Origin of the sequence: Pseudoalteromonas sp. MMG007, from assembly GCF_018100985.1 — a bacterium.
Classification (GTDB): Bacteria; Pseudomonadota; Gammaproteobacteria; order Enterobacterales; family Alteromonadaceae; genus Pseudoalteromonas.
Genome location: NZ_JAGJEI010000004.1, coordinates 187,069 through 209,952, shown reverse-complemented (window position 1 = coordinate 209,952; position 22,884 = coordinate 187,069). Strand labels below are relative to the sequence as shown.

Annotated in this window: 20 protein-coding genes; 9 read left to right on the top strand and 11 right to left on the bottom strand. The window is 38.7% G+C overall.

What is annotated here, in order from left to right; genetic code table 11:
• Positions 1 to 24 precede the first annotated feature (24 nt).
• The 4 genes from J8L71_RS07915 to J8L71_RS07900 are packed head-to-tail and all read left to right on the top strand — an operon-like array spanning position 25 to position 4,291.
• Complete coding sequence (locus J8L71_RS07915; RefSeq protein ID WP_211000057.1) at positions 25 to 1,614, top strand: YHYH protein; 1,590 nt, start codon at positions 25 to 27, stop codon at positions 1,612 to 1,614.
• 9 nt (positions 1,615 to 1,623) lie between these two features.
• Entirely contained in the window at positions 1,624 to 2,154 is a 531-nt protein-coding gene (locus J8L71_RS07910; protein WP_211000056.1) for a hypothetical protein, read from the top strand.
• Positions 2,154 to 3,608: an ATP-binding protein gene (locus tag J8L71_RS07905; protein WP_211000055.1), complete on the top strand. Its 1,455-nt coding sequence runs from the start codon at positions 2,154 to 2,156 to the stop codon at positions 3,606 to 3,608. Before J8L71_RS07910 ends, J8L71_RS07905 begins: the two co-directional genes overlap by 1 nt.
• An 8-nt stretch (positions 3,609 to 3,616) precedes the next feature.
• Positions 3,617 to 4,291: a response regulator gene (locus tag J8L71_RS07900; protein WP_211000054.1), complete on the top strand. Its 675-nt coding sequence runs from the start codon at positions 3,617 to 3,619 to the stop codon at positions 4,289 to 4,291.
• 17 nt (positions 4,292 to 4,308) lie between these two features.
• Here J8L71_RS07900 and J8L71_RS07895 read toward each other — a convergent pair whose 3' ends face one another.
• Positions 4,309 to 5,163, bottom strand: a complete 855-nt coding sequence (locus J8L71_RS07895; RefSeq protein ID WP_211000053.1) for a PA4780 family RIO1-like protein kinase — start codon at positions 5,161 to 5,163, stop codon at positions 4,309 to 4,311.
• A gap of 249 nt (positions 5,164 to 5,412) precedes the next feature.
• Between J8L71_RS07895 and J8L71_RS07890 the strand changes: the two genes are divergently transcribed.
• Both J8L71_RS07890 and J8L71_RS07885 read left to right on the top strand, forming a co-directional pair.
• The gene (locus tag J8L71_RS07890) at positions 5,413 to 5,688 is read left to right on the top strand and encodes an EF-hand domain-containing protein (RefSeq protein WP_211000052.1); all 276 of its coding nucleotides are present in this window, start codon (positions 5,413 to 5,415) and stop codon (positions 5,686 to 5,688) included.
• 12 nt (positions 5,689 to 5,700) lie between these two features.
• A complete protein-coding gene (locus J8L71_RS07885; RefSeq protein WP_211000051.1) occupies positions 5,701 to 6,153 on the top strand; it encodes a hypothetical protein in 453 nt (150 codons plus the stop codon).
• Between the two features lie 106 nt (positions 6,154 to 6,259).
• Here the strand turns inward: J8L71_RS07885 and J8L71_RS07880 are convergent, their stop codons facing one another.
• From J8L71_RS07880 to J8L71_RS07860, 5 genes are all read right to left on the bottom strand, one after another.
• Positions 6,260 to 7,639 carry a VCBS repeat-containing protein gene (locus tag J8L71_RS07880; protein ID WP_211000050.1) on the bottom strand — a complete coding sequence of 460 codons (1,380 nt, stop codon included), beginning with the start codon at positions 7,637 to 7,639 and terminating at the stop codon, positions 6,260 to 6,262.
• Between the two features lie 162 nt (positions 7,640 to 7,801).
• The gene (locus tag J8L71_RS07875) at positions 7,802 to 9,742 is read right to left on the bottom strand and encodes a bifunctional diguanylate cyclase/phosphodiesterase (RefSeq protein WP_211000049.1); all 1,941 of its coding nucleotides are present in this window, start codon (positions 9,740 to 9,742) and stop codon (positions 7,802 to 7,804) included.
• Between the two features lie 222 nt (positions 9,743 to 9,964).
• Positions 9,965 to 10,804, bottom strand: a complete 840-nt coding sequence (yghU, locus tag J8L71_RS07870; protein ID WP_211000048.1) for a glutathione-dependent disulfide-bond oxidoreductase — start codon at positions 10,802 to 10,804, stop codon at positions 9,965 to 9,967.
• 73 nt (positions 10,805 to 10,877) lie between these two features.
• Positions 10,878 to 11,459, bottom strand: coding sequence for a rhomboid family intramembrane serine protease (locus J8L71_RS07865; RefSeq protein WP_211000047.1), 582 nt, complete (start codon positions 11,457 to 11,459; stop codon positions 10,878 to 10,880).
• 122 nt (positions 11,460 to 11,581) lie between these two features.
• The gene (locus tag J8L71_RS07860; protein WP_211000046.1) at positions 11,582 to 12,265 is read right to left on the bottom strand and encodes a type 1 glutamine amidotransferase domain-containing protein; all 684 of its coding nucleotides are present in this window, start codon (positions 12,263 to 12,265) and stop codon (positions 11,582 to 11,584) included.
• Between the two features lie 168 nt (positions 12,266 to 12,433).
• Here J8L71_RS07860 and J8L71_RS07855 point away from each other — a divergent pair, with 168 nt between their 5' ends.
• On the top strand, positions 12,434 to 13,357 hold the full coding sequence (locus J8L71_RS07855) for a LysR family transcriptional regulator (protein WP_211000045.1): 924 nt from the start codon (positions 12,434 to 12,436) through the stop codon (positions 13,355 to 13,357).
• Between the two features lie 28 nt (positions 13,358 to 13,385).
• Here J8L71_RS07855 and J8L71_RS07850 read toward each other — a convergent pair whose 3' ends face one another.
• The 5 genes from J8L71_RS07850 to J8L71_RS07830 all read right to left on the bottom strand — a co-directional run bounded on the left by J8L71_RS07850 (position 13,386) and on the right by J8L71_RS07830 (position 19,120).
• Positions 13,386 to 14,120, bottom strand: coding sequence for a dienelactone hydrolase family protein (locus J8L71_RS07850; RefSeq protein WP_211000044.1), 735 nt, complete (start codon positions 14,118 to 14,120; stop codon positions 13,386 to 13,388).
• A gap of 77 nt (positions 14,121 to 14,197) precedes the next feature.
• Positions 14,198 to 15,529 (bottom strand): glycerophosphodiester phosphodiesterase family protein, encoded by a 1,332-nt coding sequence (locus tag J8L71_RS07845; protein WP_211000043.1) that lies wholly within the window; start codon positions 15,527 to 15,529, stop codon positions 14,198 to 14,200.
• Positions 15,530 to 15,584: 55 nt separating this feature from the next.
• Positions 15,585 to 16,448 (bottom strand): carboxylate/amino acid/amine transporter, encoded by an 864-nt coding sequence (locus J8L71_RS07840; RefSeq protein WP_211000042.1) that lies wholly within the window; start codon positions 16,446 to 16,448, stop codon positions 15,585 to 15,587.
• A gap of 115 nt (positions 16,449 to 16,563) precedes the next feature.
• Positions 16,564 to 18,699, bottom strand: coding sequence for a M3 family metallopeptidase (locus J8L71_RS07835; protein WP_211000041.1), 2,136 nt, complete (start codon positions 18,697 to 18,699; stop codon positions 16,564 to 16,566).
• Positions 18,700 to 18,913: 214 nt separating this feature from the next.
• Positions 18,914 to 19,120, bottom strand: a complete 207-nt coding sequence (locus tag J8L71_RS07830; protein WP_002958182.1) for a hypothetical protein — start codon at positions 19,118 to 19,120, stop codon at positions 18,914 to 18,916.
• 194 nt (positions 19,121 to 19,314) lie between these two features.
• Here J8L71_RS07830 and J8L71_RS07825 point away from each other — a divergent pair, with 194 nt between their 5' ends.
• Together J8L71_RS07825 and J8L71_RS07820 are read left to right on the top strand one after the other, a co-directional pair.
• Positions 19,315 to 20,175, top strand: a complete 861-nt coding sequence (locus J8L71_RS07825) for a mechanosensitive ion channel domain-containing protein (protein ID WP_211000040.1) — start codon at positions 19,315 to 19,317, stop codon at positions 20,173 to 20,175.
• Positions 20,176 to 20,593: 418 nt separating this feature from the next.
• The gene (locus J8L71_RS07820) at positions 20,594 to 22,870 is read left to right on the top strand and encodes a TonB-dependent receptor (RefSeq protein ID WP_211000039.1); all 2,277 of its coding nucleotides are present in this window, start codon (positions 20,594 to 20,596) and stop codon (positions 22,868 to 22,870) included.
• The last annotated feature ends 14 nt before the right edge of the window (positions 22,871 to 22,884 follow it).

Below are 22,884 nucleotides of genomic sequence, written 5' to 3'. Positions count from 1 at the left end.
AACGTTAATGTAAAAGGTTAAATAGTGAAAGTACAATTTAAAAATAATACCTCAAACATCACCAAATTATTTGCGTTAAGTACACTGTGTATAGCTTTAACGGCATGTAACAGCGACTCAGCAGACACAACGTCAGACAGCGATACCGTTAGTAATAGTGTACCTAGCATTGATGCGGGTATTGATCAAACAGTTAACGCAGGCGATACCGTCTATTTAAATGCAAGCGTTGAAGATGATGATGACGTATCTGTAACTTGGTCGCAAACATCGGGGACTGCTGTTACTCTCACATCAAGTACAACATTAACGAGCGAATTTACCGCGCCAGAAGTACTCGCTGATGAATCGCTAGTATTTGAGTTAAGCGCAGATGATGGCGTAAATAGCGCTGTTATCGACACCGTTACTATTAATGTTGTTGCCTCTGTGGTTGTATCAAATACAGATGCAAAGCTTGCAAGCTGGATAATTAACAACGATACCACATCTACTTATATTCAAAATAATGGTGGTGTTGTTGAAGATGTGCAGTCGGTCGAACTGGTAACTGTATCTGAACAAAGCACTGATGTTGAATACATGTATGTGCAAGCAACGGATATTCCAAAATATGATATTACTCTTACGCAAGATCAGGTTGATGCGTTAAACAATCGCCCGCGCGCAGCAAGCGACTTTTATAATGGGGTTACCTCTGCAGTTGCAGGGCAAACCGTTTTGTTTGGCGAAGACATTGGTTATAAAAGCAGTACCCAAAACTGTAATGACACTGGTGGCGCAGGTTATTGGCCGCCAGGACCAAGTTGTCCTACAGAGCAAAGTGTAGAAGCTTACTTTCCCGTTACGCCTACTGATTTATCAGACACCGATACATGTGAAACAGGTTTAGGTACTGTTGGCTTAATGGTAAATGGTACCAGTATATTTAACTGGGGTGATGGTATGAGTTATGGCAATAATGTGTGGTACACATTAGCCCCAATTGCAGAGCAATATGATGTTGATATATGTGGTGGACATGCTGCAAATGGGGAATACCATCATCATTTTTACACAAGTTGTTTAGCTGATTTATTAGAAGATGATGGCGATGCACATTCTCCTATTTATGGTTTTGCAGCCGATGGTTATCCTCTTTATGGCCCATACGAAAGTAATGGAGAGCTTGCTTTAAGTGGATGGGAAATGCGTGACTATGGTGCTCCTACAAGTGAAGGGGGCTGTGATAGCGAAGGAGAGCGAAGCTGTACGTTAGTTGATCAGTACGATATTAGCCAAGGTACGCAAGAAAGTGAAGCAGGTCCGGATATAGGTGAAGAAGTAACAACACTTTCTGGAAATACACTTAATGCTGACGATGGTTACTATTTTGAAGACTATTATTACGCCCATAAAACGGTAACAGGCGCTCAACTTGATGAGCATAATGGCCATGATACAAATGATGGCAAGGGCTATCATTACCATATAACACTCACGCTAGATAGCGACGGTAAATTACAACCTTCATTTCCTTATCAAATAGGCCCGCGCTTTAAAGGTGAGCTTGCTGATAACTCTATTGGTAGCTGTGATACTGGCGAAACGATGGGTCCGCCGCCAGGCGTTTAAGGAGTTTCTATGCGTTATATTAAATACGCACTGATCCTTGTTACTACTGCGCTATTGAGCTTTAAGCTCTTTGCGCAGCAGGAAATGATGGATCATAGCCACATGCCTATCGCAGTGCCAAATGATGCACCTACACCGGCGCTGAGTCTTGCGTTATTAAAAGATAGTATGTCGGGCTATAACTTAATACTAGACACTCAACGTTACGACCTATCGGTACCGCCGGCGGGAAAGATGAATATGCAGCAAATGATGACTGCTACGATAAATCCTAATAACGGGTTTTTACAAGGGCATGCACATTTGTATATTAATGGCGTTAAAATACAACGAATATACGGACATGCACTACATTTACCCTCGTCTTTATTTAAACGTGGTATAAATACTATATCAGTGACCCTTAATAATCATGGGCATATGTATTGGACAGCACAAGGTAAAAAAATAGTCGCTACATTGTATATTAACGACGAAAGTGAAAAGTTAATAACGTACAGATTTGAAAGCTTCCCAAGTAAGGTTGAAGACGAAGATTAATGAAAATTCATAACAAACTTTTTTTAATTTTATTTAGTTTCACATTCAGTATTATTGCTGGATTGGTTGGGCTTATACAGTACAGTATAGGCCAAGGCGTTATTGATTTTGTAAACGCAAAAGAAGTAAAAGCGCTTGAGCCTTTAACTGTGACATTGGCTCAAAAATACGAAAAAAAGCCATCGTGGGATTACATTATTGGCAGTGATATGCAATTTTTGAGGTTGGTTGAATCTCAGTTGCGCTCAAGCCAGTTTTTATCTGATTTACCCGATATACCACAAAGACCTTTTATGCGAGAAGATAGAAGGCCTAGAAATCACGAACGTTTTGAACAACGAGAGCGCCGACCACCACCTGAACATACAGCACATTATGCTTTGCTTGATGAAAATGGGCAGCGTATTTTCGGTAAATATTTTAACGACTTAACCTATATAAAAACCCCCATTGTTGTAGATGATAAGGTTATTGCATATCTTGCAGTGTCTAAAAGAGATAGTTTAGCTGATGGTTATGAACTCGACTTTTTAGAGCAACAAACTAATTATGTTTGGCTGATAGCGTTAACTGCGGTATTACTCACACTTTTATTATCCTTTTTACTTTCACGCCACTTGGTTGATCCGGTTAAACAAATAGCAAGCGGTATGCATAAGCTCACGAAAGGGCAATACAGCACTAAGCTTTCATTGGATCGAAAAGACGAATTAGGCCAACTAAGTGAAGACTTTAATACACTTGCGTTTACACTTGCTAAAGACGAGCAAGTACGTAAGCGTTGGCTTGCTAATATTTCACATGAGCTAAGAACACCCATGAGCATTTTACTTGGTGAGCTTGAAGCTATGCTACTTGGCATACGCGAGCCCAATAGTAAAAATATTAGCTCTGCTAATGATGAAGCGCTTCATTTAAAACGCTTAATTGATGATTTACATATGCTCAATAGTGCTGAGCTTGGCGGTATGCATTACACCATAGAGCCAACAGATATTGGCCTATTGTTAAACTCTATTGAGCACAAATATCAAGTGTTGTTTGAACAGCATAAAATAAATTTTTATTTATTAAATAGTGCTAAACATGCCATTGTTGAAGCAGATAAAACGCGTATATTACAATTACTGGATAATATTTTAATGAATGCCGTACATTACGCACAGTGCACAACTATTTCTTTAACTGCGAGTAATATAGAGGTTAAAAATCAACCTTATTTAGAAATCGCAATTGAAGACAATGGCGTAGGTGTTGATGAATCTCATTTATCACACTTATTTGAATACTTATATCGAGTAGATAGCGCGCGTAATCGTCAAGAAGGTGGCTCTGGTTTAGGCTTATCAATTTGCCAACATATCGTAAAAGGCCACCAAGGTGAAATAGCCGCAGAAAAAGCGAGCTTAGGCGGTTTAGCGATTATTATTCGCCTGCCCTTAATAAAGGTTTAGAGGACAGAATGGAAGATCAAATACTTATCGTTGAAGATGAAATAAAATTAGCTAACTTAATGAGCGACTTTTTAACAAGCCATCATTACGCAACGCATAAAATTCATCATGGGAATGAGGTGTTACCTTGGCTTGAGCACAATAGGCCAAGTTTAATATTACTCGATATAATGTTACCAGGACAAAGTGGTATTGAACTGTGTAAAGCGATAAGAAAGTTCTCTAATGTGCCTATCATTATGGTATCGGCGAAAGTAGAGGAAATAGACCGTTTACTAGGCCTAGAGCTAGGAGCCGATGATTATATTTGTAAGCCGTTTAGTTATGCGGAGCTGGTGGCGCGCGTAAAGGCAATTTTAAGGCGCTTAACAAGTGTTGGTGAGCTTAGTTCATCAACAATGAAACTAAATGAAAGTACTTACAGCGTGCAATACAAAGCGAGTAGCATAGAGCTTACAAATTTTGAGTTTCAGTTATTTAAACCTCTATTTAATAACCCTAATCGTATTTTTTCGCGTGATAGCTTAATGGATACTATGTACGCTGACCAACGGATCGTGAGTCATCGTACTATTGATAGTCATATTAAAAAGTTACGTAAAAAATTAGATGAAGTCACCCAAACCGCCAGTGTTATTCAATCGGTTTATGGGGTGGGTTATCGATTTGTTCATCCTCAATAGTTAAGCTTTGAGTATTTTTATTCTTCGTCAGCGTTTTTAATACGTTCTAAACGGTCGAACTCTTCATATTCGGCCGCTTGAATTTCATCTAAAACTGAATCAACATCAGCAAGCTCATCACTTTCTTCAAATGTACCGCTTAACACTGTATTAGGTGTTAGATTTGCTTCTTCAAATAAAGCCCACATTTCTTTTGCGTACTGTGTTTGTAATAAGCTTGGTGCAAACTGCCCATAATAACGGCGCATATTGTTCACATCGCGACTAAACATCGCTTGGGCGCTGTTATTAGCTGCTGCATTAACGGCCTGAGGTAGGTCGATAATGACAGGGCCATTACTATCTACTAATACGTTGAATTCAGATAAATCGCCATGAATAAGGCCCGTACAAAGCATCAATTTGATGTTGTGGATCATTATTTTGTATTGTTCAATGGCTTGCTCTTGAGTTAGCGTAATGTGGCCTAATTGCGGCGCTACATCACCCTCTTCATCACACACAAGTTCCATTAACAGCACGCCATCAATACAGTAATAAGTATCAGGTACTCTCACCCCAGCACGCGATAAACGTGAAAGGGCGTCTACTTCAGCATTTTGCCAAATTTCTTCTTCTAATTGACGGCCATAGCTTGAACGTTTACCCATTGCACGGGCTTGTCGACCACCTCGCACTTTACGACCTTCTTGATATTGGGCTGCTTTTTTAAAGCTACGTTTTACCGCATCCTTATACACCTTCGCACAGCGAATTTCACCGCTACTGCGTACTACAAATACGTCGGCTTCTTTACCGCTCATTAAGCGGCTGATTACTTCGTCAATTAAGCCATCATCAACGAGGGGCTGTAGGCGCTTTGGTATTTTCACTGTGATGCAACTAGAAAAAGAGAAAGATTAAACATGTAATTAAATAAGCCTTTATATATTTGTTGAAAGTTTGAACAGTTAACTATTTTCAATAATTATTTAGCACAATAACTGAAATAGTGAGCAAGGTAAAAATAACATGCTAAAAACCGTACTTTTTTCACTTCCTTATTGTTTGCACAATGTTTGCTATTTTTCAGCGTAGTCTATCAGTACACCCTAATTAATATTAAACGCAAGGTTACCACTATGAAGCATTTTTCTATTTTTGCAGCTGCTGCATTATTATCAATGGCTTTTTCTGCCAATGTGGCTGCTCGAGGCGGTGATAACCCACCACCTAAACCTGACTTTTCAACTATAGATGCAGATGGCGATGGTGTTATAAGCTTTGCCGAATTTAGTGAGAGCGCACCACCACAAGGTGATGCACAAACTATTTTCGATGAAATAGACGCAGATGGAAATGGCGAAATTAGCGAACAAGAATTAAGTGAACATAAGCCACCACGTCGTAGCCGCTAAAGGAGATATTAAATGATCAACAGTATTGGTAGTTCATCTAATTTTGTAACTCAGCAAAGTAGCCAGGCGAGTGCTTTAACACAAGAACAAACTGACTTTGTAAAGGAAACGCTCGCTGAGTTTGATGCAGAAAACTTAAGTGCAGAAGACGCGCAAAGTATTCAAGCAGCATTGGAAGAGCAAGGTATTTCGCCTACAAAAGAGCTTGCCGATTTAATGGGTGAACTTGAATTTGATGCCAAGAGTATTGGCGATGCAGGTCGTCCTGAAGGTCAACGTCCGCCGCCACCGCCACAAAATTCATTAGAGTCTGTTGATACTGACGAAGTAGTAAGTTACTTAGATGAATTACTTAGCGAATATTCAAACCAATTATCTGATGAAGATAAAGAGTCCATCTTATCTTCTGTACAAGAAAAGTTTGGTTTAAGTGAAGGCGACTCACTGCTAAATGTAACAGCTTAGGTGTTATAACTTGAGGTAAAGCTGACTGTTTATCCTTAGGTCTTAAGTCCAAAGCTCGGTTAATGTTTTTACATTACCGAGCTTTTTTTATGCATTTTCAAAGCTATTAATTTAGCTGTGTTTCAATTTTGTTGGTGCCATCTTTTTGTGTAAATTTAAAAACAAAATCTTTTTTTCCGTCTTGGTTTACATCGACTAACAAAATATCTTTATTGTGTTTAGGCAGTACTAATTTTAACTTTTTACGTTTTTTGTTCAGCAGTGAGTTTTGCTCACCATAGTAGATATGCAGAGTTTTTTTACTGTATTTATACACTGCATCAATATGACCATCGCCATTTATATCACCTAGATAAAGAGCCGGAGAAGACTCACTTCCATTCATATCTACTTCCATTTCTAAATCGAGCTCAATGTTGGATTCATTAGAAAAGGTTCCATCGCTTTGCTGTTTATATAAATTCATTTCTACATCTACATCGGTACTACCGCCGCCCATAGCCATTGAGGCGATTGTGCCTAGGCCAATATCTAAATCTATTTTTTGTAAATCAATGAGCCCATCGTTATTAAAATCTGTTTTTAATACTAGCTCGCTTGGCCCTTCTGTATTAAATAGATTAATAGGTGTAGTCGCAAAGCCTGTCGCATTTCCTAAATACAACGTATGAGCAATTTTAATATCAAGCGAATCCATGCCTTGTGTAGGCTTAAATTGCCTAGTAGTAAAATCTAAAAATCCATCGTTGTTTACATCTAAGAGCTGCTTAATTTTTCGGGTTTCGCCGTTACTCAGCTCGCCTAGTTCAATATTAAAATTAATAGGGGTCAAGGCATCGGCATAGCCTTGTGCATCCGCTAACAAAACATTAGCACCAAAGTCGCTGGCAAAAACTAAGTCGCTTACACCATCTTTATTAAAATCAATGACGACAGGTTGGTTGTTTATATTAACCTCAAGAGATAGCCCTTCTTTTGAAAATCGCCCATTATACTCAGCTGCTTGTTCAAATTTATGTGGCTTGAATGCTCCCTCATTATTTTGAATATATAAGGTACTGCTTGATAATCCTGGAATTAAAATATCGCTAAGGCCATCGTTATTGGCATCAAAAACAAAATTTATTTTTTCAAATTTATCGACTTTTAATTGGCTAATCACTGAACTGTAATTAAATAAAAGCTCAGCTTCTTTTGCTGTACTTTTATAAACACCGTTATTAGTTAACACAAGGGCTTGTTTATCTGTTGTATTTGCAATGGTAGCTATATCAAAACCAAATGCATTTTTAGGTAAGGTAAGCTCATAGCTCTGCGAGCTCAGCAAGTTTATTGCCTCTAGTTGCTTTGACTCTTTGTTATAAGCGAATAGAGTGGGGGTATCGGTAGTGATCAATTTATCTGTTGTTTTTATTACCATTGTTTGTGCAAAAACGCTTGCTGGTGTAAGTAAAATGGCAAGTGAGTAACAAAGAGGCTTTAGCATGTTAAATCCTTTTACAAAAATTAGTACCACTACAAATAAGTGAAACTGTAGTGATTAAGATGCAATTAGACTACGCTATAAAAGATTTTCTTAGTGTAAGTAATTGTAATAATTTATTTAATAAAATGTGTTTATAAGGACTTGGAACAAAATTTAAAAAAACTAGCTACAGAGCTTATTTTGCTCATTTAAATATGAGTCTACAAATGCTTGCTCCATAGGTTTTGAAAAGTAGTAACCTTGTAAGTGAGATACGCCAATATCTGTTAGTGTATTAGATTGCTCTATGGTTTCTACGCCCTCAGCTACGACCATAAAATCAAGTGAAGAGGCCATCTGAACGATTGCATGGATAATACTTAAACCGCGTTTATCCATATTTTGAATAAAGCTTCTGTCTATTTTTACTATATCAACACCAATATCAAGCATACTAGAAAGTGATGAATAGCCGGTTCCAAAATCATCAATTGAAATACAAAAACCTTGCTTTTGTAGTGCTTTAACAGCAGTTAAAAATGTGAGTTTGTCTTCTGCGAATACAGATTCGGTTATTTCAATATGTAAGTTTTCAGGTTCTACAGTATATAAATTGACTATTTCAACTACTTTGTTAACAAAGTCTGGGTCTTGTAGCTGAATAACCGACACATTAACACTCACTGCAATTTGAGGTTTTAGGTTATTAAACTTTTGCGCTTGGATACATGCTTGTTCTATGACCCAAATGCCTAAATCGGTAATTAAACCGTACTGCTCAGCAATAGCGATAAATTCGTCAGGAAAAATATCTTCTCCATCAAGTTGCCAGCGTAATAGCGATTCAAATGATGTAACTTTATTTGTTTTACTATCAACAATTGGTTGAAAAACAAGCCTCAAACTATTTTCTTTGATTGCATTGGCTAAGCGGTAGCTTAATAGAGTCTCGCGTTCCTGCTTGAGTCTAAGAGAATCGTTATAAATATTTACGTTACTTTTTGCTATGCGCTTTTGATGGTACATAGAGATATCAGCAGAACGAATCAATGTATTTAGTTCATTGCCATGCTCAGGATACATGGCAATACCGATAGTGGCTGAAACCCATTTTTGGTATTTATACTTTTCATGATCTGCACCAATACTTAGTAGTACGTTATTTGCAAACTCTAATAGCTGAGCTTTACTTTGGTACATCGTTAAAATTAAAAATTCGTCACCACCCCATCTGCATTTATACAGGTGCTGATCGCATACGTTACTAATTCTACGGGCGACTTCTTTTAATACTTTATCGCCTACTTTATGCCCTAAAGTGTCATTTATTTGTTTAAATCCGTCTAGGTCTACAAATAATAAAGCAAATGGCTCGTCTGGGTTTTCCTTTAAACGCTTATTTGCATTTTTTAAAAACGCGGTTCTGTTGAAAAGATTTGTAAGAGGGTCTGTGTTTGATAAGCGATAAATTTCTTCGGTACGTTGCTCTACTTTGTCTTCCATTTCATCGAGTAATTCTCTATTTTGATTTCTTAGTTTTATAGCGCTTTGAGTAAATGATGCCGACTTATAAGAGGAAGCCATCATGATCGCAGTAAATGTCAGTCCTAAAATGCCTAATACGTGGTTATAGTTAGCATCAGACAACATTAATAAAAACGAGTAAGGTGCCAGTAATATAAAGCTATAGACAACCGCGGTAATTCTACTGCCAGAAAGTAGGTTAGCAGAGCCTCCAGCAAAGGCAGACAAAATAGCGATAGTAGTGGTTATTTCTATTGTAGATGATCTTTCATGAAACCAAAGCGCATAACCACACCATGAGATAGATGTTAAAATACACCCTAATGAAAAGCGCTTTAGGTAATTATTCGCATAAAATAATGGGTTGTTATTTTTATCCCTTACGAAGCAAATGACATCAACAGCGCGCGCAGCTAATAACGAAATCATGATAGTTAGCCACATCCCTTTTTCATAGGACGTTTGTTGGTTGCTTAAATCAAATGCAAATACCAGTATAAAACTTACAACAGCGGAAATAGCAATGCCTGAAATAGCATTAGAGTATAAAATTTGAACGGCTTCTCTGCGTTCTTCACTATTTAAATTTCTATATGGCACTAAGTAAAACCTTATACAAAAACTACGTTTAATAATGTGTAGCTTTGAAGAAAAGACACCTAATGCTACAGGTAAGAATGCATTAAACACACTTACTCGCAAGGTGCTAATTGTTGGTATAAATATAGTTTATGAGCTTAAAAGAAAAAAGTGCAGGTAGTGAATAGGCCCAAAAATAATATTATGGGCCTATTAAATAAGGTTGTCTATACTATTTAGTTATTAAAAATCGCTATCATTATGGCGCTCAGCCATTTGCTCTTCCTCGGGGCCCCAAACGCGGTTTACACGGCGTCCGCGCTCAACAGCAGGGCGCTGCGATACTTGTTTAGCCCAGCGCATAACGTGCGTATACGAAGCAACATCTAAAAATTCGGCAGCATCGTACAAGTCACCCAGTACTAGTGAGCCATACCATGGCCAAATTGCAATATCGGCAATTGAGTACTCATCGCCTGCCATGTATTCGTTTTCGCTTAAATGGCGGTTTAGTACATCAAGTTGGCGCTTAACTTCCATCGTAAAACGATCAATAGGGTATTGCATTTTACTCGGCGCATAACTATAAAAGTGGCCAAATCCGCCACCTAAATAAGGTGCAGATCCCATTTGCCAAAATAGCCAGTTGCGACACTGCGTTTTAGCTTGGAAGTCTTTTGGAATAAGTACATCAAATTTTTCTGCGAGGTATTGAAGTATTGAACCTGATTCAAAAATACGGGTCGGAGGCGTTGTTGAATGATCCATTAATGCTGGTATTTTTGAATTAGGATTAATATCAACAAAGTCAGAACCAAACTGATCGCCTTCACTAATATCAATTAAATATGCATCGTAATCAGCATCGGTGCAGCCAAGCTGTAAAAGCTCTTCAAACATGATTGTTGCTTTTTGACCATTTGGTGTAGCTAATGAGTAAAGTTGAAATGCATGCTCACCAATTGGTAGGCTTTTGTCATGAGTTGCGCCTGCAATAGGGCGGTTAATATTTGCAAATTTACCACCACTTTCACTTTCCCACGTCCAGACTTTTGCCGGCGTGTATTCGTTATCATTGCTCATATAAACCTCAATTGTTGAAAAATATTGACTGATTAATAATAAATAAGGGCAAAAGAGAGTAATTAAAGGGTGACTAAACGCCCTTTAACCGATCTGATTTTGCTAACTTATAACCTAAGAAGAACCCGCTTAATGCACCAAATAAATGGCTTTCAAATGAAACGTGGAAGCGTTGCGGTAGCACTCCCCAGATAAATCCACTGTAAAGCACTGCAACTACTAGAGCAATTACAATCGATTTGAAGGAGCGTCTTACTATGCCATAGCAAAGTATAAAGCCCCATAAACCATATATAACACCACTTAAACCAACATGATAACTACTACGACCAAAGGCCCATACTAATAGACCACCAGTTAAGGCAGTAAAAATAAACACGGTATAAAAACGTTTCACACTATATTGGCAAATCAACCAACTAAGAACGGCAAAAGGAAGCATATTGCTTGCAAAGTGCCACCAACTACCGTGTAAAAATGGCGCGCATAAAACACCAAATAAGCCCTGTATGCTGCGCGGATATATACCTAATCCATTGAGCGTAATACCAGGTAAACTATTAATTACCTGTAATATTAAACAAACGAACACCACACTAAATATTGCAAAACGAGTACTTTTAATTAATGAAGATGATGAAGGCTTTGTGGTCATTTAAACGTCCTAAGGGAATTATTTTGTCCCAGTATAGGAGTTAGGTTTAGCTATTAAAAGCGATTTACTGTCAGTGCTATAAAGTATAAGAGCGGTACTAAGTACCGCTCTTTAAAACTTAGTTAGCTAAGTTTAGCTAATAATTTTTTAGCAGCTTGTTCAGAGCTTGCAGGATTTTGTCCAGTAATGACTAAACCGTCTTCAAGTGCTAATACACCCCAGTCATCCGTCTTTTGATAATCGCCACCTTTTTTGATTAGCTCATCTTCAACTAAAAATGGCACGATATCGGTAAGCTGCACAGCTGCTTCTTCTGAATTAGTAAAGCCTGTTACTTTTTTACCTGCAACTAAGGCATTGCCGTCTGCATCTTTAACATTTAAAAAGGCTGCACTAGCGTGACATACCGCTGCCACTGGTTTTTGTGATTTTACAAAGTCTTCGATTAATGAAATTGAATTTGTGTTATCTACTAAATCCCAAAGTGGGCCGTGGCCGCCAGGGTAAAATACTGCATCGAAATCGCTCGCACTTACTTCGCTTAGTACTTTAGTGTTTGCCATTAGAGTTTGTGCTGCGCTGTCTGCATCGTAGCGCTTAGTTGCATCTGTTTCAAAATCAGCAAGTGTGCTTGTCGGGTCAATTGGTGGTTGACCGCCATCAGGTGAAGCAAGTGTTACCTCTACGCCTGCATCTACAAATGCATAGTATGGTGCTGCAAACTCTTCTACCCAAAAACCTGTTTTTTCACCTGTGTTACCAAGTTCTGAATGTGACGTAAGTACCATAAGTATTTTTTTAGCCATAACAATATTCCTTCGATTATTGAGTAAATTAATTAATGTTTGGTTTTTACCAAAGCGTTGTAGTTACTATATGAACTTACAAAGCTTTAAACAACGTTGATAAATTAAACTTTATTGATTAAATAATTGATACAATGTTGGCATTGAATAGGTAAAACGGGTTTTATTATGAAAGTGTCGTTTGAGCAACTTAAAAGTATGGTGGTGTTTGCACAAATTGTAGAGCAGGGCAGTTTAACAGCTGCCGCCAAACAATTAGGGTTAACCCGTGCAGTGGCAAGTTACCACTTAAAAAAGCTCGAAACACAGTTAGAAGTAACATTGCTTAATCGTTCAACCCGCACAATGGCGCTAACCGAAGCTGGGGTTGCTTATTACGAGCGTTGTAGGGTAATTACAGAGCAAGCCAATGCGGCAAACCAGCAAATAGAGAATATTAAAAGCGAACCGCAGGGCTTATTAAAAATTAGCTGCCCGGTTAATGTTGGTATGCAATTAATAGTGCCCGCGATTAATACGTTTAAACGCCAATACCCTAAAATTGACATAGACTTACAGCTAAGTGATGACGTGGTTGATATTATTAAAAATGGTTTTGATTTTGCTATCCGAGGCGTTGCACTAGGTGATTCAAATTTACGAGCGACTAAATTAACCACAATGAGCACGTGCATTTGTGGCTCGCCTGATTATTTTGAATATTTTGGTAAGCCTAAAACCCCACAAGCGTTGGCTGATCATAAATGGGTGGTTTACCAATTGGGTAGTAAAACATTAACACTTCAAAAAGAGGGCAAAAAACACGACATTACAATGCAAGGTGGCTTAAGCACTAATAATGCGGCGGCTCGTACGGCATTTGTAGAGGCAGGGCACGGGCTTGGCCGTATTCCGCTTTATGATGCTTGGCCTAAAGTACAAGCTGGGCTGCTAGAAATAATACTTGATGACTATAAAAGTAAAGATATAGAGCTTTATGGCGTATTTCCGCCAGGAGCAGCAGGCTCTAAAAAGCTTAGGTTGTTTATTGATTACTTAAAAGCATATTTTGTAAAACAGCACACCGCGTTGGGCATGCTGAAGAACGTTTAAATAACGAAACAACTAAAATAACTAGGTGTTAAAGCGAACGGCTAAATAACGCAACAGCTTGCTGATACATAGTGATTGCAAGTGCGGCATCGTAGCGCTCGCCCTCATCACGCATAAACGCATGCTGCGCGTTTACTTCTTGCCATTGGTAGTTAATACCCATGGTTACACATTGTTGATAAATTTTACTACGGCCTTCTTGTGGTACATGTGGGTCTTGTTTACCCCAAATAAAGTGTATTTCGCCTTGGATATCGGCCATGCGTTCAAATGAGTTATTACCCGCTTGAGCTGGTAACGTATCGCTGTGAATATCGGTTGCGTATAAGCAAAATGCGGCTTTTATGTGTGGGTTTAATGCGGCTCTGTAAGCTAAATGCCCGCCAATACATACACCCATAGTTCCTAGCGTACCCGTGCAGTAATCTTGCTGCTTTACAAAGTCGATAAGCGCTTGTGTGTCGCTATCGTGGTGCTCAAGTGGCTTTTCCCACTTATCGGCATTACCTTTATCTTTGCCTGCATCATCGTACGCAAGTACAGTACCGATAGGGTTTAGCTCATGAAATACCTCAGGTACTAATACAACAAAACCATGGCTTGCTAAAATAGCGGCACTACGTGCAATCGGTGCTGTTTGCTGAAAAATTTCTGAGTAAAAAATAATAGCGGGGTATTGGCCCTGTGCTTGTGGGCGGTAAACGGTGGTTCGCATTAAACCAGTGGGTGTGTTTAGGTCGGTATTATGGTGTTGAATTATCATAAAGCGCTCAGTTAAATTATTTAATAAGGTTATGGTAACTGAGCGCAAAAAAATAAACGACTACTGATACTGGTTTTTTAAATGCTTGCTGGCATTTTATTACAGCTAGCGTAGTAACTTACCGTTGCTGGCCAGTCTGAAAATATAGCCATAACGCCCACATCTTGTGCCAGCACATCAACAACCTTCATCATGTCGCCATCGTTATCTATTACATCCGCTATCGATTGATAGTAATAACCACCGCCTTCGTTAAGCGGTCCTGAGCGCTCAAGGCTCCATGCTATAAGTTCAAGGCCTGCGGCTTTTGCATCAATTGCATATTGAGAAGGCACAATATCACTATTGTTATCGATACTTAACATCATCCAAATAGGGGGCGCTAAAATTTTAACGCCATCGGTAACCAGTTCTTCCATACTTGGCTGCCACGTATCTGGGTTACTTGGATCAAATCCCGCTTCGCTGTCGCGCCCATCTAAATAAACACTTTGATTAGCAAAGTCGGGGTTGTTATTTATCCAGTATTTAACATCATCTAGATTAAATGATTGCGGATAAACACGATTACTCGGTACATCTAATTGGGTGTACTCATCTAGCATTTTTTGAGCATATTGCTGCTGCGTCATCCCATCAAAAGGCATACTCACCTGAGGCGACTTAAGCTCAGGGGTCATTTTTACACCAAGGGTTTTAAACAATTCAATACTTTGCTTGTGAGTCATTAAAGTACCGCTTGTGGCGTATAAATCTGTGCGCCAGCTGGGCGTGCCTTGCATGTATTCATCGACTGAAGTGGCTTGTGGATTAGCCCCATCCATTTTACCTTCAAGCGTTAAAAACTCAGCTAAACTTATATCACTGGTACAACATTTAGCTGAAGCGGCAATACCACTTGCTGAGTCTGCGGGTGTAAAAGGGACGCTACATTTAGCAGCAAGTTCATCAATGGCTAAAATATTAGTAGTGGTGTGTAAATCACATTGTGAATGGCGACACACTAGCTCTTTGTCGCTTGTAAATGTAACATCGCACTCAACAACACCCGCGCCCATTCGCGCGGCAGCAGTATAAGACTCTTTAGTGTGCTCTGGGTATTGCATAGGGGCGCCGCGATGCCCAATAGAAAAGTCGGTTTTATAAAAGGGGCCGTCTTTACACGATTCTAATTTAGTTTTTAAATCGCTCTCATCCATATCATCAATAAGGTAATCGGCGCGAGTGCCTAGCTGAATGTCTGGCGCATCGCCTTTTGCCACTTCAACAATAACAGGCGTGGGTACTTCAATTACTTCTACTGTGGTATTGGTTACGACAACGTCTTTTTCGACGATTTCTACATCGTCGTCGCAACCGCAAAGAAGCACAAATGCTAAAGAGCTGGTTATTAGGGTGAGATGTTTCATGTTTGTTCCTTAACGTTATTTTCCTCAACCCTAACTGGATTTAATGACAAATTAGCTACACTGATGTGACGTTCTGTTTATTCGACCCGATTTGATTAATTATTAGTGCTGCCAACATAATAGCCCCACCAACACTTAACCTTATAATGTCGGCATCTTTATTCCAAATGAGTACGTTAACTATAATTCCGGCTGGGATCAGCAAGTTATTCATTACCGCTAATGCACCAACGTTTACTTTGGTTGCCCCTTTATTCCATAAAAAGTAGCCAAGGCCCGATGCAATAACGCCTAAGTAAATAAGTATGCCCCATTGGGTAGAAGTGCTTGGTAATTTATTTGAATTGCCAAATAACGCATAACACATTGTAGCTAAAATAAGCGCGCCTATAAAAAACCAGCCAAACACGGTTTTATCATCAAGTTTGTTATTAGCCATTAAGCGTTTGTAAGTAACTTGCCCGGTCGCAAAGCTAAGGTTAGCGCCTTGAACGAGTAATAACCCCATAATAAAATTACTATTTAAGTTTTCCCAGCGAATAGCCACAGCACCTAGCACGGCAATTAATGCGACTATAAAAAAGCGGGGGTTAAAGTGTTTGTTTAAGCCATCGTTTAAAAGTGTAATGTAAAGCGGCGTCATTACTGTAAATAGCAGTACTTCTGGCACAGTTAAATATAAAAACGAATGGTAGTAAAAGCTGTACATTACGCCTAGCTGCACCGCGCCTATTAGCATAAGTTTAAGTGCAACGGGTTTTGGGGTATTTTTGAGTTTTAAAAAAGGTAAAAAAATAAGTGTTGCCAACGCTATACGTATTAAAACGCTAAACCATGCGTCAACTTGGCCTGCTAAATACACACCAATTAAACTAAACGAAAACGCCCAAAGCAAAGTGACTGCAAATAAGTACTGCATAACCATCATCTTTTAAAAAATATTGAGCTAAGTTTATCTGTTATAGGTGAGGGTATAAACAATAAAAGCCCGCAAGCGGGCTTTTATAAAAGTGAGCTTAATAAGCTAAGTTATTTTACTCAACTAAACCACGGCGCTTAAGTAGCGCGTCTGTCGTTGGTTTTTGACCTCTAAACTCAATGTAGCTTTGCATTAAGTCGCGGCTATTACCTTTAGATAGAATTTCTTTACGGAAGTTGTCGCCGTTTTCACGCGTTAAGCCACCGTTGTTTTCCATGTGAGCAAAGGCATCGGCTGCAAATACTTCAGTCCAAAGGTAGGCGTAGTAACCTGCAGAGTAACCACCAGCAAAAGTATGGCTAAAGTAGTTTGACTTATAACGCGGCGGTACAGGGTAGTAATCAATACCATGTGCTTTTAGCGCATCGCTTTCAAACTTTTGTACATCGCTGATTTTTTTATCTGAACCAAACGAGTGCCATTCCATATCAAGTAAAGCAGCGGCTAAATATTCAGTGGTACCAAAACCTTGGTTGAATTTTTGCGAAGCGAGTACTTTATCAAGTAATGCTTTTGGAATTGGCTCACCTGTTTTGTAGTGTTTAGCGTAGTTAGCAAGTACCGTAGGCTCAATCATCCAATCTTCGTGTGCTTGTGATGGAAACTCAACAAAGTCACGGGCTGTAGCTGTACCTGCTAGGCTTGGGTATTTAACGTCTGAGAATAAACCGTGCGCCGCATGACCAAACTCATGGAACATAGTAGACACTTCATCGAAGGTCATTAGCGTTGGCTCGCCTGCCGCCGGTTTTGGAATGTTTTGTGCGTTGTAAATTACAGGTTTAGTGCCTTTTAAGCCACTTTGGCTAACGTATGCACTCATCCATGCACCGCCACGCTTACCTTCACGTGCATATGGGTCCATGTAAAATAAACCAATTGCACTGCCGTCAGCGTTAAATACTTCGTAGGCCGTTACATCTTCGTGATAAACCGGTAAGTCTTTACGCTCTTTAAATGTAATACCGTAAAGCTTATTCATCGCAAAGAATAAACCATCGTGAATTACAGAGTTCATTTCAAAGTATGGCTTAACTAGCGCAGGATCTAGGTCGTATTTTTCAGCACGTACTTTTTCTGCATAAAAAGCCCAATCCCATGGTTTAAGCTCAAAGCTTTCGCCTGAATCGTTAATTACTTTTTGAATTGAAGCGGCTTCAATTTTAGCTTTTTCAACTGCTTTTGGTGCTAGGTCATCTAAAATGCCGTACACGTTATCAGTTGTTTGAGCCATACGCGACGTCATTACATACGATGCCCAATCTTTAAAGCCTAGTAGTTCTGCTTTTTGAGCGCGTAAGTTAGTTTCTTCAATAATAATTGGACCGTTTGTCTCAGCTGCACGATTAGCTGACGCTTTGAAAATTTGCTCGCGAAGGTCACGGTTTTCAAGGCTTGATAAAATTGGTTGTTGCGTAGTATTTACTAGCGTGATCATGTAACCATCTTTACCTGCTTTTTTAGCTGCAGCTGCAAGGCTTGCGATTTCACCTTCTGAAAGGCCTGCAAGTTTTGATTTATCTGTAACTACAATTACATCTTCTTTAAACGATTTTAAAATGTTTTGAGAAAACGCAGTAGAAAGCTCTGCAAGTTGCGAGTTGATTTCACGCATTTTTGCTTTTTCAGCGTCATTTAACTTTGCGCCTGCTTTTACAAATTGCTTGTAGTAAAAATCTACAAGGCGTTGATCTTCAGCGTTAAGCGAGTCTTTGTTGTCGTAAATAGTTTGTACGCGCTTAAATAATGCACCATTTAGGTAAATGTCATCAGAGTGAGCAGATAAAACCGGCGCCATTTTTTTACTTATACGCTGGTATTCATCATCTGAAATTAAACCAGAAAGGTTATAAAATGCAGCCGATACACGGTTTAGTAGCTCGCCAGACATTTCCATTTCAACTAATGTATTTTTAAAAGTTGCAGGCGCTGGGTTGTTGGCAATAGCTTGTACTTGTGCAGTATGCTGAGCAATACCAGCGTCAAATGCTGCTTCGTAGTCTTTTGTACCAAACTTATCAAACTCTGGTGCCATGTATTGCAATGGGCTTGGTTTGAATAAAACATTGTTTGCGGTCATGTCTTGCACTTGTGCTGCGCTTTCTTTTGCCATGTCTGTAGGCTCATTAGATGAACAAGCTGATAGGATTAAAGCACTAGCAATAGTAGTGGCGATCAGGGTTTTACGCATAATAACTCCATAAAAAGATTAGCCGAAATAGGCTTTGCGAGTCGAAAAACCTAGTTAACTTATCAAATTTGGGGGTTTATACAATAAAGTTTATCGGTATTAAGCGGGATTTGAACGCAAATTAGCTAATAATTGGGAGTAGGTTGGGTAAAAGTAGCTCTAAAATCATACGTTAGAGCTACTAGATTATACGATTGTGTGTTTAAGAGGGGGGTTAGTTATAACCCAAAACAAATTTTTTCTCTGAGCCAAAGCTATTAGATTGCTGCCCAAACTCTTTATTAATAGTTGCTAGAGTTTGTTCTTGTTCGGCCAGCAAGCACAAAACTTTATTTCGGTAATCTAGGCTGCTTTCAAACAATTTCAAATCTACCTGCGGCTGCAAAGTAGCGAGTCTTTGATTTAAAGTAAGTTGTGTCATATGTGTTCTCCAGTGCTTGTACACTATTTATATAGCACTCGGTGCAATAAATAGTTAATAAATTACAGAAAAATTTATACTGAATTTATTAACATGGCGGTTTAACACTATTATGCCGTGCTAAGCTTAGCGAAAACTGAACCATACTTATTTTTAATGAATAAATAATAAACAATAACGATGTTGGAAATACTATGACCTTTGATGAAATAAATCATTATCTCGCTTTTGTAATATTCACTTATAACGATGTGGACATTACGGTTGCAAAAGTAATCCAAGTGCCGCTTATATTGTTTGCTATGTGGTTTTTAGTAACGCGCATGGGCAAGCTTATTAAAAAAACACTGCTTGCTAAAAATATAAGCCAAGACGCCGTGCATTTGTTTACACGCATTTATTTTATTCTGAGTATTGCTATTTTAATTTTTACTTCTTTAGAGGTATTAAGTATTCCTCTAACAGCATTTGCATTTGTATCTGGGGCTATAGCAATAGGTGTAGGTTTTGGTGCACAAAACATTATTAATAACTTTATTAGTGGTTGGATACTCATGTGGGAGCGCCCAATTCGCATTGGTGACTTTTTGGAAGTAGGTAACGCAAAAGGCGTTGTTGAAACGATTAATACACGCTCTACACGTATTCGCCGAAACGATGGCGTACATATGCTTATACCTAACTCCCAACTTTTAGAAAACACTGTAACAAACTGGACGCTAATAGATGGTAATGCACGCTCGTCAGTAAGCGTAGGTGTTGCTTATGGCTCTGATGTTGTACTTGTTAAAAAGCTCATTCAGCAAGTACTTGATGATCATGATGCTATTTTAGCTAATCCAACGTCGTCAGTGATGTTTGATGACTTTGCAGATAGCTCCTTAATATTTAATGCTATTTTTTGGGTGTGCGCCGAGTCGGAAACCATGCTTAGGAAAGTACGCAGTGATATTCGCTTTAGCCTTTATGATGTGTTTGAAAAGCACGATGTTTTAATTGCATTTCCACAGCGCGATATTCACATTGATGGCGAAATTGCATTTAAGCGTTCTTAGCGTCAATAGCACAAACTTTAAAGTCACTAATGAGTAACTTTTTTATATATAAAAAATGTAGCTTTTAAATAATATGTAAACTAATCAAAATTTCCTACTTGAATTTACAACCCTCAATAAAGGACATATGTCCTCATTACTGGGTTTTTACATCTAAAAACAGATAAAAATGCATGTTTTTGTAGTTAAATGTTGCAAAAAAGTTTCTAAATTTACACATATTTATGCAGTAATATTATTACACAATGGTATAATATTAACCGTTCGTTCAGCCTTATCACTCCGTTTTTGTACTCTCGGTGATGAGGTCCGCGCGCCATAAAGCAAGACGCGAAAAATTGTACGAGCCCGCAATGAATACATTGCGCAACACAAAAAACCGTTGAACAAGAGTGCATACAAAAGGTTAATACCCGACATGAAATCATTAAAAAAAACTGCAATAGCGACCATTATTAATGCTGCTCTACTATCTGCTGCTGGTACATCTATTTCAGCCTTCGCTGCTGAGGAAGATACCGCTAAAAAAAGCAATCAACTAGAAGTTATTCAGATTACAGCTCGCAAACGTGTAGAAAACGCTCAAGAAGTACCAGTTTCAGCATCAGCATTACAAGGTGATAGTTTAGATGCCTATAGCTCTGCAGGGATGGATATTCGCTTTTTAAATGCGAAAATTCCAAGCCTCTCTGTTGAATCTTCATATGGTCGTACGTTTCCACGTTTTTATGTTCGTGGATTGGGTAATTCTGATTTTGACCTTAATTCCTCACAGCCAGTATCATTAGTTGTAGACGAAATTGTTCAAGAAAGTCCTATATTAAAAGGCTTCCCAGTATTTGATACTGGCCGCGTTGAAGTGTTACGTGGCCCTCAAGGTACATTGTTCGGACGAAATACACCTGCTGGTTTGGTTAAAATTGATTCTGCTCGACCAACACAAGATTTAGAGGGGTACGCTTCGTTATCATATGGCTCATTCAATTCGGTAGACTTTGAAGGTGCTATAAGTACAGGTTTAACTGATAAACTTTCGACTCGGGTTTCTGTTTTAAGGCAAGAGAGAGACGACTACATTGATAATAGGTTAGAAGGGAATATTATTGATGATGCCACGGGTGGTTATCAGGAAACGGCTGCGCGTATACAATTTTTATACGAAGATGATAATTTTAATGCTTTATTTAACTACCACACGCGTGACTTAAATGGTTCTCCTATAGTTTTTCATGCAAATGCTATTGAAAGCGGAACAAATAACGCTGTATCGGGCTTTGATCCAGAGGTTATAACTCAAGATACTGTCCAATATTCTACGCAAGATGTTGAAAGTCAAGGGGCAAATCTAAAGCTAGAATATGACTTTAATGATTATACATTAACCTCTATTTCTGGGTGGGAAAGTGCAGAAATCTATTCTCGAGCAGATGTGGATGGTGGTTTTGGTTGTGGTAATAACTTTGTCCCGGGATGCCCAACTCCTGAAATGGGACCAGGCTTTATCTTTTTAGCTTCTGAAACTGCAGATGCATTACCAGAGCACGACCAATATTCTCAAGAGCTGCGTCTATCAAGTAATTTTGATGGCGATTTCAATTACCAAGTTGGTGCTTTTTATTATAAAGAAGATCAAGTAATAGAAACATACGGTTACGATGGCTTAGGTGCAAACTTTTTGACAGGGTATGTTAGACAAGATCAAGAAACTACTGCATGGGCATTATTTGGCTCAACAGAGTTTCAATTAACAGAAAAGTTAGAGGTGACAGCTGGCCTTCGCTATTCTGACGATGAAAGAGATTTTAATGCTTCTCGTTATTTATCTTCAGATGCTGTAATTACTGATTTAACTAAATCAGTTTCACCTGAAGATAGCCATGTTTCATGGGACTTAGCTGCCGCGTATAAATACTCTGATGATGTTAATTTATTTGTACGCGCCGCGAACGGGTTTCGTGCGCCTAGCGTTCAAGGCCGTATTTTATTTAGTGACGATGTTACTGTAGCTGATTCTGAAACTATAAACTCTATTGAAGCAGGTATTAAATCTGATGTTTTAGATGGTAGTGGTCGTGTTAATGCAACTGTCTTTTATTACCAAATGAATGATCAGCAATTAACAGCCGTTGGTGGTGAATTTGGAAATACAGCAAGGCTATTAAATGCTGATAAAACAGTGGGCTATGGATTTGAAGTTGATACGCAGTGGGTTTTAAACGATGAGTTTGATATGACGTTTAACTTCAGCTACAACAATACAGAGCTGCAGGATGATGAACTATTTGCTTCAGGTTGTTTTGCATGTACTATTACGGATCCTCTAACTGAGCAAGGCTATAGTTTAGATGGAAATAGCCTACCGCATGCCCCAGAATGGATCGCTAATTTTACTCTTCGCTATACTAAAGAATTTGGTGACGGTGAGTTTTATGCTTACACTGATTGGTCTTATCGTAGTGAAATAGATTTCTTTTTATATGACTCAGTAGAGTTTACTGGTGAGGCGTTGCTTGAAGGCGGTGTGCGTGCTGGTTATAAGTGGTTTGATGGTGACTATGAATACGAAGTATCTGCTTTTGCTCGCAATATTACGAGTGAAGAAGTATTTATTGGTGGTGTAGATTTTAGTAACAATTCTGGGATTGTTAATGAACCTCGCTTTATTGGCGCTGAATTTAAAGTTAGCTTTTTCTAAAGATAACCTTAAAT